The following is a 16,382-nucleotide window of genomic DNA, read 5'->3' as shown; positions in this document are numbered from 1 at the left end:
CCAACAGAATATAACAGTCTTCTCAATTAAACAAAATTTGATGCAAATCAAAGAAATAACGCGGTTTATTATTCATGGCTCATACGTTGTTCGTATTCTGGTCTCTGGCGAGGCCATTTTTTCGAAACGCCTAATCAGTTCCGCCAGGCTACCGGCCTGCATTTTTTCCATGACTCTGGCGCGGTGCACCTCTACGGTACGCACCGCGATATTCATCGCTTCCGCAATTTCCCGGTTCATAAATCCTTTTGCCACCAGGCTGGCCAGCTCACGCTCTTTCGGCGTCAACTGCTGATAACACAGTATAATCTCACGGCGCGCCACCGCTGCCGATGAAACCGTCAGCGCACGCTCCAGCGCCGCCTGTAGCGGTTTTACTGATACCGGTTTTTGCAGAAAATCGACGGCGCCGCGTTTCATCTGCTCCACGGCCATCGGTACATCGCCATGCCCGGTAAGAAAAACAACCGCCAGGGTACTTCCGCACTGGCGCAACGCATCATGAACGCCCTGCCCATCCAGTACCGGCATTCGCATATCCAGTAATACGACTCCGGCCTGATACAGACTGGCCTGCGCCAAAAAATCCGCCCCCTGCGTCCAGCATTTTACGTCATATCCCAGACTTTCCAGTAAAAACGCGCACGCGTTAGTGACCGCCGTATCATCATCCAGTAGATGAATTGTCGCCATCCCTGCCCCCATGTTCATGTAAGAAATGTATCGTAACCACCGTTCCCGACAGACCGTCCGGCGCGGTCTGGTTCCTGATGCTGATATCGCCCCGCCCATACCGCACCAGCCGCTGGCAAATCGCCAGCCCTAAGCCCATCCCCTCTTTGCGGGTGGTCATAAACGGCTGAAACGCCTGACGTAATAGCGCCTCGTCGATTCCCCCGGCGTTATCCTGTAAAACGATGCTGATGCCGTTTTCAGTGCGTTCAGCAACGACCCATAAATGGGTGGCGCCCGCCTGAGCCGCATTAAGAATGATATTCGCCAGCACCTGTTCCAGCAGCACTGACGGCAGCGTTACGCGCAGCGCAGCGCTAACCTCGGTATGCAGAGTCACTGTCGGAAACTGTTGCGCCATACGCAACAATTGCCAGACATGATCAATCGCCTCGCGAATGGCTATGGCCTTCCACGCTTCGGTTAGCACCGGGTTGCCCTGCGCCTGGCTGACCCAGTGACGCAGGTTACGCAGAGTATCCGCACCGCGTTGCGCCTGCTGGTCAATCTGCTCCAGCGCCGGCAGCAAGGGATGCTGTTCATCTGCAGCGCGCAGTCGAATCAGGCACCCCTGGGCATAATGTCGAATCGCGGAAAGCGGCTGATTAAGCTCATGGGCAAACCCGGAGGTCATTTCACCCAACACGCTCATTTGCCGGGCGGTTTCCAGCGCCCGCTCATGCTGATGAAGAACTACGCTATTACGTTCCAGTTGCTTTCCACGTCGACGCACCAGCAGCATGACCCAAATATAATTGAGCGTGAGCAACAGGAACGCCAGAATCACGCCGCCGACCATTAGCTGGTGCTGGATTAACCAACTTTTGACATCCAGCCACAGTCGACGCTGCTGAGGGTGCTGACGAACATCACGCAGCAACGCTTCCACCTGACTGGTCGACGCTGGCGCGCCCCAGTGAAATGACGCGGCGGCGGGCGCGTTGAATAGCGCTCGCGTTACGCGATCCGCCAGCGCATCGCTTACCGCAGGTAGCGCCGCGAACGACCAGTCAGGATATAACGGCGTACTGGTTAAGCAAGGCAGGGGCGTCGGTCGGGAAAGCAGCGCGATAAAGTCCTTTTTATTAATCAATCCTTCCTGATCCATATTTTCTAACAGGCACACTGGCACAATTGCCGCCTGCACCGCTTTTTCGCGCAGCATATAGATTAAGGCATCGCCAGGAAATCCGGTAAAACGAAGATGAAAATCGCGCTCCGGGCGTAAGCCCGCGTCGCTGAGCGCTTTATAGCCTAATAAATAGCCGCCAAACGCCTGAGCATCAATCGCGCCGACTGTCTTACCGATGAGATCATGCGCCGTGGTGATGCCGCTATCGCGCCGGGTCAAAATCACGCTGCCAATAACATTACTCACCGCTTTCCCATCGCGCGTGGAGCGCAGGGAAGCTAACCAGCGCAGCGGCGCATGGCTGTTCAGTTGGACAAATTGCGCCGGGTTGGTTATCACAAACTGCACGGTTCCCTGGTTAACAGCCTCCTGCATTTGATGCAGATCCAGCGGCTGGATGTGAAAGGTTTCGCCTGGAAGCTGTTGGCTTAATGTCTTTGCCAACGGTTGCCAGTGGCTACGCGTAGACGCCTCGCCGCGCATGGCCAAAATACCGATATTCCACGTCCCTGCCCACGCGCCATGACAAAGTAGCCCTACTGCCGCCAACACCGCCAGGCGCCTTACGGTTTTACCTCTCACCCTAATATCCCTGTCAATTATGTTGTTTTAGATCAACAACAAGCCGGGTATGTGGTTAACCACAATAGAGCGCACCCCGCCTCGATTTTTACACTGTAAATCATCGACATTTTTTATTCATTACACATGAACCAACATCGTGACAAATGTTTCATTGTTGGCAATGTGGACGGGAGTCAATATGGACAGCAGTAAACGGCAATTTCTCCAGCAGCTTGGCGTCCTGACCGCTGGCGCCTCGCTGGTTCCGCTGGCTGAAGCGAAATTTCCTTTTTCGCCGGAGCGGCATGAAGGCTCTCCCCGACACCGTTACGCCATGCTTATCGACCTGCGGCGTTGTATCGGCTGTCAGTCCTGTACCGTAAGTTGCACTATTGAAAACCAAACGCCGCAGGGCGCGTTTCGTACGACGGTGAACCAATACCAGGTCCAGCGTGAAGGTAGTCAGGAAGTCACGAATGTGCTGTTGCCGCGTCTGTGCAACCATTGCGATAACCCCCCCTGTGTGCCGGTCTGCCCGGTACAAGCCACCTTTCAGCGGGAAGATGGCATTGTGGTGGTGGATAACAAACGCTGCGTCGGCTGCGCCTATTGTGTCCAGGCGTGTCCTTACGACGCCCGATTTATCAATCATGAAACGCAAACTGCCGATAAATGCACGTTTTGCGTCCATCGTCTGGAAGCCGGACTGTTACCCGCTTGCGTAGAGTCCTGCGTCGGCGGCGCGCGTATTATTGGCGATATCAAAGATCCCCATAGCCGCATCGCCACCCTGCTTCATCAGCATCGCGACGCTATCAAGGTATTAAAGCCGGAAAACGGCACGTCGCCCCATGTTTTCTACCTGGGTCTGGACGACGCCTTTGTCACCCCATTAATGGGCCGTGCGCAGCCCGCGCTTTGGCAGGAGGTCTGAATGACGCATTCACTCATCATTGAAGAAGTGCTGGCTCACCCGCAGGACATTAGCTGGCTGCCGTGGGCGGTACAATATTTCTTTTTTATTGGCATTGCCGCCTGCGCCGCACTGTTTGCCTGTTATCTTCACTGGCGGAAAAAAGACGCCGCAACAGAAGAAAATCGGGCATTACTGATTGCCATTACCTGTGCGATTACCGCACCGCTGGCGCTGACGGCGGATCTGCACCAGACCGCCCGCGTCTGGCATTTCTATGCCTGGCCGACGCCCTGGTCGTGGATGCCCTGGGGAGCATTATTTCTGCCGCTGTTTACCGGCTTTCTCGCTCTGTGGTTCCTGGCGCAGCAGATTAAACGATTATTCAATAAAAGTTACAACGTCACTAAATGGTTGGCGTTAGCCAGCGCGCTTTGCGCGGTGGGCCTGTTGATTTATACCGGTCGCGAAGTCTCCGTTGTGCTGGCGCGCCCAATCTGGTTTAGCTACGCCTTCCCCGTGGCGATGTTCCTTAGCGCCTTACAGGCGTTCTTCGCGCTGATGATTGTCGCCGCCCGACGCGACTCGGTAAGGCTGCCAAAAATATTGTGGGGACAACTCTGGACACTGGCGGCGCTGGGGCTGGTTGTGGCCATGTGGGTTAGCGGCGATACGCTTTCCGGCACGGCAATCCGTCAGTGGATTACCGTCGCCCTGTCAGCCAAATATTACGCTGTCGGCTGGGTAGCGCTGTGGGTATGCACACTGCTGTTCTGTAGCCTGGCGCTACGCCATCCGTTATCACAGCTAAGACGCGTCCTGCTGGTTCTCAGCGCGCTGGCGCTATGTTGGCTGATGCGCTGGACATTGTTGATTCAGGTACAAACCGTCCCCAAGTTCAACGCGCAATTTAACCCTTACTCGTTACCAGGCGGAACGGATGGCTGGCTGGCTATTCTCGGCACCTTCGGCCTGTGGATAGCGCTACTGATTATTATTCGTGAAACGCTGAACGGACTCACCAGGAGATTACAACATGGCTAATTTAACCCGTCGTCAGTGGCTAAAAGTCGGTCTCGCCGTCGGTGGGATGGTCACTTTTGGTCTGAGCTACCGTGATGTGGCGAAACGCGCAATTGATGGCCTGTTAAACGGGACATCCGGCAAGGTAACGCGCGACCGCATCTTTGGCAATGCGTTAATTCCGGAGGCGCAGGCGCAAACGCACTGGCAGCAAAATCCACAACAAACCATCGCCATGACGCAATGCTTCGGCTGTTGGACACAGTGCGGTATCCGCGCCAGGGTAAATGCCGATGGCAAAGTGATACGCATCGCCGGCAATCCCTATCACCCCTTGTCGCAGGAACACCCTATTGACTCGTCCGTCCCTTTTAGCGAAGCCATGGAGCAACTGGCGGGAGAAAGCGGTCTTGACGCCCGCTCAACCGCCTGCGCGCGCGGCGCCACGCTGCTGGAAAGCCTGTACAGTCCGCTACGACTGCTTGAACCGATGAAACGCGTGGGTAAACGCGGCGAAGGGAAATGGCAGCGCATCAGCTTTGAGCAACTTATTGAAGAAGTCGTGGAAGGCGGCGATCTGTTTGGCGAAGGTCATGTGGACGGACTGCGCGCTATTCATGCGCCGGATACGCCAATTGACGCAAAGCACCCCAGTTTCGGGCCCAAAACCAATCAGTTACTGGTCACGAATACCAGCGACGAAGGCCGCGATGCGTTTCTGCGTCGTTTTGCGCTAAATAGCTTCGGCAGCAAGAATTTCGGCGCGCATGGCGCCTACTGTGGACTGGCTTACCGGGCCGGCTCCGGGGCGCTGATGGGCGATCTGGATAAAAACCCGCATGTCAAACCCGACTGGGAAAACGTGGAATTTGCGCTCTTTATGGGCACCTCCCCGGCACAGTCCGGCAATCCGTTTAAACGCCAGGCGCGTCAGTTGGCGAGCGCCCGGCTGCGTGAGAATTTTCAATACGTCGTGGTCGCCCCCGCCCTCCCCTTATCAACGGTGCTCGCCGATCCTCGCGGTCGCTGGCAACCGGTCATGCCCGGCAGCGATTCGGCGCTGGCAATGGGGATGATCCGCTGGATCATGGATAATCAACGTTATAATGCTGATTATCTGGCGATTCCCGGCGTACAGGCGATGCAGCAGGCCGGCGAGCAAAGTTGGACCAACGCCACGCACCTGGTCATTGCGGATGAACTGCCGACGCTTGCCGGACAACACCTGACGCTGCGCCATCTTACGCCCGATGGCGAAGAGACCCCTGTCGTACTGAATACCGACGGCGAGTTGGTCGATGCATCCACTTGCCGACAGGCACGGCTTTTCGTGACGCAGTACGTTACGCTCGCCGACGGCCAGCGGGTCACGGTGAAGAGCGGGTTGCAACGCTTGAAAGAGGCGGCAGAAAAGCTCTCGTTGGCGCAATACAGCGAACAGTGCGGCGTGCCGGAAGCGCAAATTATCGCGCTGGCGGAAACCTTTACCAGTCACGGACGTAAAGCTGCGGTCATCAGTCACGGCGGCATGATGGCCGGCAATGGGTTTTATAACGCCTGGTCGGTCATGATGCTTAACGCGCTGATCGGCAACCTCAGCTTGTCCGGCGGCGTCTTTGTCGGCGGCGGCAAATTCAACGGCGTTAGCGACGGCCCCCGCTACAACATGAACAGTTTTGCCGGAAAAGTGAAACCGTCCGGGTTAAGTATTGCCCGTAGCAAAACCGCTTATGAAGCATCGGAAGAATACCGCGACAAAATTGCCGGCGGGCAATCCCCTTATCCAGCCAAAGCGCCGTGGTATCCCTTTGTGGCAGGCCAGCTTACCGAACTGTTGACCTCCGCGCTCGAAGGCTATCCTTATCCGCTTAAAGCCTGGATTTCCAATATGAGCAACCCGTTTTACGGTGTTCCCGGTCTACGCGCCGTGGCGGAAGAAAAACTAAAAGACCCTCGCCGACTGCCGCTCTTTATCGCGATTGACGCCTTTATGAATGAAACGACGGCGCTGGCGGATTACATTGTGCCGGATACACATAATTTTGAGAGCTGGGGCTTTACGGCACCCTGGGGCGGCGTAGCCAGTAAAGCCACTACCGCCCGCTGGCCGGTTGTCGCCCCCGCCACTCACCGAACGGCGGACGGGCAACCTGTCTCAATGGAAGCATTTTGTATTGCGGTAGCAAAACGGCTCCGTCTGCCCGGCTTCGGCGACCGGGCGATAACCGATCCGCAGGGCAATGCTTTTCCACTGAACCGGGCGGAAGATTTCTATCTGCGCGTAGCCGCTAATATCGCCTTTATGGGCAAGACGCCGGTCGCGCCGGCAAATCAGGAAGATATTTCGCTTACCGGCGTCAGCCGCATTCTGCCAGCAATTCAGCACACGCTTAAAGCTGATGAGATCGGTCGCGTGGCGTTTATCTACTCGCGTGGCGGCCGGTTTGCGCCCGAGGATAGCGGCTATACGGAGCAACGGTTAGGTAACGCGTGGAAAAAACCCTTACAGGTCTGGAATGCAGAAGTCGCCGCCCACCGTCACGCCATCACCGGGGAGCGTTTCAGCGGTTGCCCGGTCTGGTATCCGGCGCGTTTGTCAGATGGTCGTGCGATTGACGACCAGTTTCCCATTGGGCAATGGCCGCTGAAACTGATTTCATTTAAATCAAATACCATGTCCAGCTCAACAGCCGTCATCCCGCGCTTACACCATGTGAAGCCAGCAAACCTGGTGGCGCTGAATCCGCAAGACGGCGAGCGTTATGGACTGCAACATGGCGATCGGGTACGGATCATTACGCCGGGCGGTCAGGTCGTGGCGCAAATCAGTTTGTTAAATGGCGTGATGCCAGGCGTCATCGCCATCGAACACGGATATGGTCACCGCGAGATGGGTGCAACGCAGCACTCTCTGGATGGCGTGCCTATGCCGTATGATCCACAAATCAGGGCAGGCATAAATCTTAACGATCTGGGCTTTGCCGATCCGACAAGAACCATTACCAACACCTGGCTCGACTGGGTTTCCGGTGCGGCAGTACGTCAGGGGCTGCCGGCAAAAATCGAGCGTATATAACCCCAGGGCCGGAGAGCGATATCGTCTTATTTCGTCGAGGGTAGCGACTGATAAGCGAACGCTGTCCGGCTGCATATACTCACTGAATCGTGCAAGCCCAACTATTTTACGTTCACCCCGTCATATTACATAGAAAATATATGACAACACTCACAAAACTATTTTCCCCTTCTGTAAGCAATTAATATTTAACACATTGGCTGCGCTTCTGATTATTGACATTCATTTGGGGTTACTTCCGGTTGACCGCATAATCTGTGATTGAATTCACCGCATGACAACATTGCCATAAATACAATTCAACTCACTACCCGGAGGCAATATGTTTAAAGAAGAAAGACGTCATGCCATCATTAATTTACTGATAAAGGATAATAGTGTTAGCGTCAGTAAACTTTCAGACCTTTATAAGGTTAGCCAGGAGACTATTCGTTCCGATCTACGCTATTTCCAGAAATCAGGTATGCTTCAGCGTTGCTATGGCGGAGGGATTTTAAACCGTGACGCGCTGAGTAAGCTTATCACTGAAAATAAGATTGATATCTCCAGCACTATCGCCACGCCAATCCATCAGGATGCAAAACTGCGCCGGGAAAACACAAAAAAAGCAGGCAAGGTGTGTGTTTTAGGCTCATTCAATATTGATGTTTCAGCAACCGTGCCGTGGTTTCCACAAAGCGGAGAATCCATTCTGGCCAGTCAATTTGGATTCTATCCTGGCGGTAAAGGAGCCAACCAGGCTTTAGCGGCAAACAATGCCGGCGCTGCGGCGCATTTTATTTTTAAAGTGGGTAAAGATCAGTTCAGCGCATTTGCTATGAATCATATTATTCAATCAGGCATCACTTCATACAGCGCGTATCAAACAGATAAAGCGCCCACCGGTAGCGCATTGATCTATGTCTCCGCCGTGGATGGCGATAATATTATCGCCATCTACCCTGGCGCCAATATGATGCTCACCACGCAAGAGATTAACGAGCAACACCGTTATATCGCCGAGTCTGACGTTATGTTAATGCAGCTCGAAACGAACATTGAAGCGTTGACTGAATTTATTCGCCTGGGCAAACAAGAAAATAAAATGATCATGCTCAATCCTGCCCCCTATACGAAACAGGTGACGCATTTATTATCTGATATTGACATCATCACGCCGAATGAAACTGAAGCCTCTTTTTTATCCGGCGTAACCATTACTGATATTAATGATGCGAAAAAAGCCGGAAATATTATTCTGCAATCCGGGGTGAAAAAAGTCATTATTACCCTTGGCGCCCGTGGTTCTCTGCTCTGTGAGCACGCCCGCACGTTGTATATTCCTGCGTGGAGCGCCGTGGTAAAAGATGCCGCTGGGGCCGGTGACGCTTTTAATGGCGCCTTAGCCGCCGCGCTGGCGCGACAAGCAGATATGGTCGCAGCCATTCAATATGCCTCCGCTTTCGCTTCTCTGGCGGTGGAACAAGTCGGTGCGTCGAGTATGCCTCAGCACTTGCAGGTTTTACATCGAATGCGTACCCAATCTAATAAAGTCATTAACATTAATTAACAGGTGACATAATGAAAATTTTATTTATTGGCGAATCCTGGCACATTCATATGATTCACTCTAAAGGTTTTGATAGCTTTACATCGAGCAAATATGAAGAAGGCGCAGACTATTTATTATCCTGCTTACGCCAGGGTAATATCGATGTGGACTACATGCCTGCCCATATTGTGCAAACTCGTTTTCCACAAACCGCCGAAGCATTAGCCTGCTATGATGCGATCGTCATCAGTGATATCGGTAGCAATACGTTCCTGCTACAAAACAGAACGTTTTATAATATGGACATTATTCCTGATGCATTACAACTTATCGCCGATTATGTTGCTGAGGGCGGCGGTCTGTTGATGATCGGCGGCTATTTATCCTTTATGGGAATAGAAGCAAAAGCCAATTATAAAAATACGGTTCTGGCGGAGGTATTGCCGGTTGATATGCTGGATGTAGATGACCGCGTAGAACTACCGCAAGGATGTAAAGCAGTAAATACTGCGGTAGAGCATGTTATTACCCAGCCATTTAGCGAATGGCCGCCGCTATTGGGCTATAACAAGCTTATCGCCAAAGAAAATAGTCAGGTCCTTGCTGAAATTAATGGCGATCCACTGTTAGTTATGGGTACTTACCATAAAGGGAAAGTATGTTGCTTTGCCAGTGATTGTTCACCGCACTGGGGAAGCCCGCAGTTTCTGCAATGGGAACAGTACGCCACCTTCTGGTGTAATGTTTTACACACAATAAAAAAATAATATTACCCAGGCGAATATAAATTTCGCCTGCCCTGCCACACACTGAGTCATTAAGAATATGAATGATACTTATCTCTATGGCGAAATGTTTTCTGAAAACATATTGACAAGCTATCGGATTTATGGAGACAGAAAATCATTACTCACGCCGCTCATTATCCTTCATGGCGGCCCTTCTGGCGGCTTTGATTATTTATTAAATTATCGCCGTCTGGCTGATGACGGGCGCATGGTAATATTTTACGATCAATATGGCTGCGGTCGTTCAACGCATTTTCCTCATGCCGACGCGTCTTTCTGGACTATTGCGCGTTATCTCCGTCAATTAACCCAATTAATTCATCACCTGGGTATTGGGCACGGGTATTCGATACTGGGACATTCCTGGGGCGGAATGCTTGCCGCAGAGCACGCCTGCTTACAGCCTGCCGGGCTTCGCGGGACGATACTGGCCAGTTCGCCGGCCAGTATCGCCCTGTGGCAACAGGAAGCCATACGGCTCTTTAACGCTCTGACGCCAATGTCCGATGACGATATCAAAAACGTCATTATGCCCGCCGTCATTTATCAAAACCCACCGGAACAGCTGGTCGCTTATTATGCCAGACACGTTTATACCCTCGCGGAAGAAGCCGTTCATGTTCAGCGATCTAATGCGCAGTTCGCCGCCGACCCTACGGGTTATCACATTTTATGGGGAACCAATGAACTGGCGGCAAATGGCAAACTTGCCGACTGGGATATTACGCCCCATTTGTGCCAGATACGCTGTCCTGTTCTGGTACTGCGCGGCGAAAACGATCAGGCAACCGAGCGCGTCGTCTCTCCGCTTCTCTCTCACATTTCAGACTGCCGCGCGGTCACTATTCCTGGCAGCAGCCATAACCCGCATGAAGAAAATATCGCGCCCTGCCTCGCAGCGGTAAGCGCGTTTTTACGCGACCTGGCATAAAAAGCCATTAAGGTATTTATCATGAAAAAAGTCAAAAAATTGTCTCTTACCGATTTAGTGCTTTATGGTCTGGTGTTTATGGTGCCTATCGCGCCAGTCTCCCTTTATGGCGTCGTTTATAATCTTTCGCACGGTATGGTTGCGCTGGTTTATATTATTGGCGCGATCGCGATGTTTTTTACCGCGTACAGCTACTCTACCTTATCGCAGCATATCTCCTCGTCGGGTTCGGCCTATGCGTATGCTGGCGTATGCATTAATCCCGCCGTAGGGTTTCTGACCGGATGGATATTACTGCTGGATTATCTTTTGTTCCCTACGCTCGTGGCAGTGCTGGGCGGCGTCGCGGTCCACGCTATTTTACCGCAAATCCCGGTCTGGGTCTGGCCGTTGATTTATGTGGCTATTGGCACCGGAGTCAACTATCTCGGGATACAGCAAACGGCGAAATTTGATAAGTTACTGGTCTTTATTCAACTCGGTATTCTGGCGATTTTCGTGCTACTCATTGTCCGTCTGATGATGCAGGACAGTAGTCAGATAACGCTTTCCTTCCGGCCTTTTTTCGATTCACAGTGGTTCACCCCTGGGCTCATCGCGACGGCGATTTCGGTGGCTGCGCTGAATTTTCTCGGCTTTGACGCTATCAGTACATTAAGTGAAGAAAGCGAAGGCGGGGGACGCGCCGTCAGTAAAGCAACGCTGTTGGCGTTAGTTTTGGCGACGGTACTGTTTATTATCGTTGTGGCGTTTGCGGCGTTCGCCACCGGTAACGTCGACCGCTTCGCGGATGGTAATGCGACGAATGAAGCATTTTTCACCATTGCCGGCAACGTTGGCGGTATCTGGCTCAAAGTGGCATTTTCCATCATTGTGGCGTTTGTGTGCGCCGTCGGCAACATTATTACCGCGCAAACGGCGGTGTCCAGAGTGCTATTTTCAATGGGGCGCGACCGAATGTTGCCCGCCTTCCTCGCTCACGTCCATACCACGCGTAAAACGCCGGATTATGCCATTCTGTTTACCGGCGGCGTCACCCTGCTGCTCAGCTACCTGTTTTCCGGCAAGATTGAATCTATCTCCACGCTGGTGAACTTTGGCGCGCTTTTCGCTTTTTTTGTCGTGAACCTGTGTGTGTTTATCCTGTTCAATTTCCGGATGAAAGCCCAGCGGCGCATTTTCGCCCATGTCATTTCGCCGATCATGGGGATGATCGTCATCGGCTACGTCTGTTTAAACATGAACATTCACGCTCTGATACTCGGAATTAGCTGGGCGGCGATCGGGATAGCGATACTGTGCTACCGAAAAGCACACAACCAAAACATCGCCATCGACCTGGAAGGCAAAAAGTTGCTCGATTGACATTATGCGCAACAACACCAGCTGTTGCGCAACGCCGCCCCTGTTCGGGCGGCGTCATCGCCAGCGACATCGTAAACAGCGTAATAACAAACCGTTGTGGATCTGCACAGATGTCTTTTGAAACAGGGTTTTCATTTTCCTTTTTTGTAAATTTCAGCGTATAATGCGCGCCAATTGTCTCTTGAATGGTTTCAGCGCATTGGACTGTAAAACTCAACGACTAAAATTATCCCCTTCCCGTTGGGCTGAAACGCGAGCACACATTCCTCTGCACGCTCTTTCGATGTCACCTATCCTTAGAGCGAGGCATCATCACTTTAGCAACACAGGCTTAGCTTCCGGGCCGTGCGCGCCCGAAGCCAGATTTCCATATCCTCCTCAACTTAAAGACTAAGACTGTCATGAAAAAGACGAAAATTGTTTGTACTATCGGTCCGAAAACCGAATCCGAAGAGATGTTAAGCAAAATGCTGGACGCGGGCATGAACGTGATGCGTCTGAACTTCTCTCATGGCGATTATGCAGAACACGGTCAGCGTATCCAGAACTTGCGCAACGTGATGAGCAAAACTGGTAAAAAAGCCGCTATTCTGCTTGATACTAAAGGACCAGAAATCCGCACCATTAAACTGGAAGGCGGTAACGACGTTTCGCTGAAAGCGGGCCAAACCTTTACTTTTACCACCGACAAATCCGTGGTCGGTAATAATGAAATCGTTGCCGTCACCTATGAAGGCTTCACCAGCGACCTGAGCGTTGGCAACACCGTCCTGGTTGACGATGGTCTGATCGGTATGGAAGTGACCGCCATCGAAGGCAATAAAGTCATTTGTAAGGTGCTGAACAACGGCGATCTGGGCGAGAACAAAGGCGTTAACCTGCCGGGCGTTTCTATTGCTCTGCCGGCGCTGGCTGAAAAAGACAAACAGGACCTGATCTTCGGTTGCGAACAGGGCGTTGACTTTGTTGCTGCGTCCTTTATCCGTAAACGTTCTGACGTTGTCGAAATTCGCGAGCATCTGAAAGCCCACGGCGGCGAAAACATCCAGATTATCTCTAAGATCGAAAACCAGGAAGGCCTGAACAACTTCGATGAAATTCTCGAAGCTTCCGACGGCATCATGGTTGCGCGTGGCGACCTGGGCGTAGAAATCCCGGTTGAAGAAGTGATCTTTGCGCAGAAAATGATGATCGAAAAATGTATCCGCGCACGTAAAGTCGTGATCACCGCGACTCAGATGCTGGATTCTATGATCAAAAATCCGCGTCCGACCCGCGCAGAAGCAGGCGATGTTGCAAACGCCATCCTCGACGGTACGGATGCGGTTATGCTGTCCGGCGAATCCGCAAAAGGGAAATACCCGCTGGAAGCCGTTTCTATCATGGCGACCATCTGCGAACGTACCGACCGCGTCATGAACAGCCGTCTGGACTACAACAACGACAGCCGTAAACTGCGCATTACGGAAGCAGTATGCCGCGGCGCGGTAGAAACCGCCGAAAAACTGGAAGCGCCGCTGATCGTGGTAGCGACCCAGGGCGGTAAATCCGCTCGCGCCGTACGTAAATACTTCCCGGACGCCACCATCCTGGCATTGACCACCAATGAAGTGACCGCCCGCCAGTTAGTACTGAGCAAAGGCGTGGTATCGCAGCTGGTGAAAGAAATCAATTCTACTGATGATTTCTACCGTCTGGGCAAAGATGTCGCCCTGCAAAGCGGCCTCGCCCAGAAAGGCGACGTCGTAGTGATGGTCTCCGGCGCGCTGGTTCCAAGCGGCACCACTAACACCGCCTCTGTTCACGTACTGTAATAATTGTTGTGTGAATTAATTTGTTTAAAAAAGCGCCCTTCCGGCGCTTTTTTTATTTAATCGATAGCCACTATTAATAAAAAAATCAAATCGGATTTTACTATCTAATTGCGGATTATCTAAGAAGAATCCGATGGAAGCCCCCTGTTTTCTTTCGGTTTTTTAGGGACTTTCATGCATTTCGATGCTTCTTTGAGCGAACGATCAAAAATAAGTGCATTCCCATCAAAAAAATATTCTCAACATAAAAAAGTTTGTGTAATACTTGTAACGCTACATGGAGATTAACTCAATCTAGAGGGTATTAATAATGAATCGTACTAAACTGGTACTGGGCGCGGTAATCCTGGGTTCTACTCTGCTGGCTGGTTGCTCCAGCAACGCTAAAATCGATCAGCTGTCTTCTGACGTTCAGACTCTGAACGCTAAAGTTGACCAGCTGAGCAACGACGTGAACGCAATGCGTTCCGACGTTCAGGCTGCTAAAGACGACGCAGCTCGCGCTAACCAGCGTCTGGACAACCAGGCTACTAAATACCGTAAGTAATAGTACCTGCGTAATAAAAATGGCGCACATTGTGCGCCATTTTTTTTACCTATATAACCACACAAAATATAATGTTATTGTTATGACCCGCACTAACAAGCTGATCTTAGGTGCAGTAGTTCTGGGTTCCACGTTACTGGCAGGTTGTTCCAGCAACGCTAAAATCGATCAGTTGTCTTCCGATGTACAGACGCTGAGCGCTAAAGTTGAGCAACTGAGTAATGACGTAAATGCAATGCGTTCCGACGTTCAGGCTGCTAAAGACGATGCTGCTCGCGCTAACCAACGTCTGGACAACAAAGTATTCCGCATCTGTAAATGATTTGACGCACGATATAAAATGGCGCACATCGTGCGCCATTTTTTTGTCCGTCATTTACTGCGAAGGCTACTGCGTGACGCGCGTTTGCCCCTCTTCTCCGACAAAACCGTTCTGAGCGGATTCGACTGCGGTCGTATTTACCGCTGGCGTCTGCCCGGCGCTCACGCTGACTGGATACCCGGCTCGCCGGTATAGCGCCTTATCGACCAGGCGACTATCCACCCCTTGTGCGTTTCTGAACGCGGTAAATTCCGCAGGCAACACGTAGGGCATCGTCTGCACGTTTTGCTCTTCTTCCGGCGATAGCGGCCTGTGTACCTCTACATAACGAATGCCATTCGGCTCGACAGAGAATTTCACCGGCTGGTTAATCACTTTTACCGGCGTCCCCGTTCTGACCTGCGCAAATAACGCTTTGATGTCCGGCGCGTTCATGCGAATGCAACCGGAACTCACGCGCAGACCCACGCTATCCGGCGCGCTGGTGCCATGAATGAGATATTCCCCATTACCGTGCGCCAGACGCAGCGCATAGCGTCCCAGCGGGTTATTTGGCCCGGCAGGGATCACCGGCGGCAGCGTGATACCCCGCTCAAGCGAACGTTGGCGTATGCCCGCCGTCGGCGTCCACGTCGGGTTGGGGATCTTTTGCCCTATCCGGGTGTCCATGACGGGAGTTTCCAGTCCCTGCAAACCGATGCCGATGGGATACACCTGAACGCGGTTTTCTCCCGGCGGGTAATAATACAACCGTAGCTCCGCGAGGTTGACGATAACGCCTTCCCTGGGCGCATCCGGCAATAGCATCTGCGAGGGAATGGTAATTAGCGTACCGGGCTTAGGCACCGGCGCAATCGTATTGTTCGCTTCAAGAATGAGCATCGCCGCCGTATCAAAACGCCGGGCGATAGCCTGCAGGTTTTTATCACCGTCCTGTACGGTATAGGTTTGATTCTGACCAATAAGACGGCTGCCTTCTGGCGGTAATGGATAATCAACCGCCCAGGCTGCCTGTAACGCGCTATACGCGCCGATAATAGTTAGCGTAATGAAAGACGCACGTTTCATACCAAACCTCCTGTATTCCTGGTGATGCCCTCTGCGACGACTGGTAGCGCTTCGCTTATCAGAACAACAAAATATACGCTCTGTCCACTCTGGATAAAGCGACGTCGCCGTCCGACAAAGGATTTGACATCAGGTAGAACGCTGTCTGTACAGTTTAGCTAAGAGTGGCGGCCTTAGCGCGAATTGCGCGAATCATTGCTTCCAGCCCCTGAGAACGAGAAGGTGTGAGGTGTTGCGTAAGCGCCATTTTTTCGAACCATGGCCGGACATCAAAATGCACAATATCCTGCGCCGTCATTTGGTGGTACAAAATAAATACCACCGCCATAAGGCCTTTAACGATCGCCGCGTCGCTGTCGCCCTGCAATTCGATAATGCCGTTGGCGTTTCGCCGCATCACGATCCACACCTGGCTCTGACAGCCATGAATCGTATTTTGCGGATTGCGATCCTGCGGATTTAACTCCGCCAGGCGCTGCCCCAACTCAATAATATATAAATATTTCTCTTCCCAATTAGCGCAACGCGTAAAGTTACGCAGCAATTTTTCTTTATCCGGTGCAGCCATAAAACCTC

General features: G+C 52.2%; 14 protein-coding genes. 10 read left to right on the top strand and 4 right to left on the bottom strand.

Annotated elements, in window-relative coordinates; genetic code table 11:
• Window positions 1-72: 72 nt before the first annotated feature.
• Window positions 73-693, bottom strand: coding sequence for a tetrathionate respiration response regulator TtrR (gene ttrR / locus ACLJZ5_RS00515; protein WP_000190927.1), 621 nt, complete (start codon window positions 691-693; stop codon window positions 73-75).
• On the bottom strand, window positions 668-2,446 hold the full coding sequence (gene ttrS / locus ACLJZ5_RS00510; RefSeq protein ID WP_001214403.1) for a tetrathionate respiration histidine kinase TtrS: 1,779 nt from the start codon (window positions 2,444-2,446) through the stop codon (window positions 668-670). Before ttrS ends, ttrR begins: the two co-directional genes overlap by 26 nt.
• A gap of 181 nt (window positions 2,447-2,627) precedes the next feature.
• Here ttrS and ttrB point away from each other — a divergent pair, with 181 nt between their 5' ends.
• The 10 genes from ttrB to ACLJZ5_RS00460 all read left to right on the top strand — a co-directional run bounded on the left by ttrB (window position 2,628) and on the right by ACLJZ5_RS00460 (window position 14,738).
• Complete coding sequence (gene ttrB, locus ACLJZ5_RS00505; protein WP_001518945.1) at window positions 2,628-3,362, top strand: tetrathionate reductase subunit TtrB; 735 nt, start codon at window positions 2,628-2,630, stop codon at window positions 3,360-3,362.
• Window positions 3,363-4,385 (top strand): tetrathionate reductase subunit TtrC, encoded by a 1,023-nt coding sequence (gene ttrC, locus ACLJZ5_RS00500; RefSeq protein WP_023194173.1) that lies wholly within the window; start codon window positions 3,363-3,365, stop codon window positions 4,383-4,385. It abuts the gene before it with no gap.
• Window positions 4,378-7,440: a tetrathionate reductase subunit TtrA gene (ttrA, locus tag ACLJZ5_RS00495; protein ID WP_024798039.1), complete on the top strand. Its 3,063-nt coding sequence runs from the start codon at window positions 4,378-4,380 to the stop codon at window positions 7,438-7,440. Before ttrC ends, ttrA begins: the two co-directional genes overlap by 8 nt.
• 322 nt (window positions 7,441-7,762) lie before the next feature.
• Window positions 7,763-8,989 (top strand): PfkB family carbohydrate kinase, encoded by a 1,227-nt coding sequence (locus ACLJZ5_RS00490; protein WP_000471823.1) that lies wholly within the window; start codon window positions 7,763-7,765, stop codon window positions 8,987-8,989.
• A gap of 11 nt (window positions 8,990-9,000) precedes the next feature.
• The gene (locus tag ACLJZ5_RS00485; RefSeq protein WP_024798038.1) at window positions 9,001-9,738 is read left to right on the top strand and encodes a glutamine amidotransferase; all 738 of its coding nucleotides are present in this window, start codon (window positions 9,001-9,003) and stop codon (window positions 9,736-9,738) included.
• 58 nt (window positions 9,739-9,796) lie between these two features.
• Window positions 9,797-10,690 (top strand): proline iminopeptidase-family hydrolase, encoded by an 894-nt coding sequence (locus tag ACLJZ5_RS00480; RefSeq protein ID WP_001000508.1) that lies wholly within the window; start codon window positions 9,797-9,799, stop codon window positions 10,688-10,690.
• A gap of 21 nt (window positions 10,691-10,711) precedes the next feature.
• On the top strand, window positions 10,712-12,055 hold the full coding sequence (locus tag ACLJZ5_RS00475; protein ID WP_023211257.1) for an APC family permease: 1,344 nt from the start codon (window positions 10,712-10,714) through the stop codon (window positions 12,053-12,055).
• Between the two features lie 401 nt (window positions 12,056-12,456).
• Complete coding sequence (pykF, locus tag ACLJZ5_RS00470) at window positions 12,457-13,869, top strand: pyruvate kinase PykF (RefSeq protein ID WP_000751447.1); 1,413 nt, start codon at window positions 12,457-12,459, stop codon at window positions 13,867-13,869.
• A 310-nt stretch (window positions 13,870-14,179) separates the two neighbouring features.
• The gene (lpp, locus tag ACLJZ5_RS00465) at window positions 14,180-14,416 is read left to right on the top strand and encodes a murein lipoprotein Lpp (RefSeq protein WP_001082307.1); all 237 of its coding nucleotides are present in this window, start codon (window positions 14,180-14,182) and stop codon (window positions 14,414-14,416) included.
• An 82-nt stretch (window positions 14,417-14,498) separates the two neighbouring features.
• Window positions 14,499-14,738 (top strand): major outer membrane lipoprotein, encoded by a 240-nt coding sequence (locus ACLJZ5_RS00460; protein WP_001727727.1) that lies wholly within the window; start codon window positions 14,499-14,501, stop codon window positions 14,736-14,738.
• Between the two features lie 66 nt (window positions 14,739-14,804).
• On the opposite strand, the gene ACLJZ5_RS00455 is transcribed toward ACLJZ5_RS00460, so the two are convergent.
• Window positions 14,805-15,806: a L,D-transpeptidase family protein gene (locus tag ACLJZ5_RS00455; RefSeq protein ID WP_023205912.1), complete on the bottom strand. Its 1,002-nt coding sequence runs from the start codon at window positions 15,804-15,806 to the stop codon at window positions 14,805-14,807.
• A gap of 154 nt (window positions 15,807-15,960) precedes the next feature.
• On the bottom strand, window positions 15,961-16,374 hold the full coding sequence (gene sufE / locus ACLJZ5_RS00450) for a cysteine desulfuration protein SufE (RefSeq protein ID WP_024798037.1): 414 nt from the start codon (window positions 16,372-16,374) through the stop codon (window positions 15,961-15,963).
• Window positions 16,375-16,382 lie beyond the last annotated feature (8 nt).

It is taken from the genome of Salmonella sp. 5800, from assembly GCF_046558195.1.
Lineage (GTDB): Bacteria > Pseudomonadota > Gammaproteobacteria > Enterobacterales > Enterobacteriaceae > Salmonella > Salmonella enterica.
This window is presented reverse-complemented; position numbering and strand designations above follow the sequence as displayed.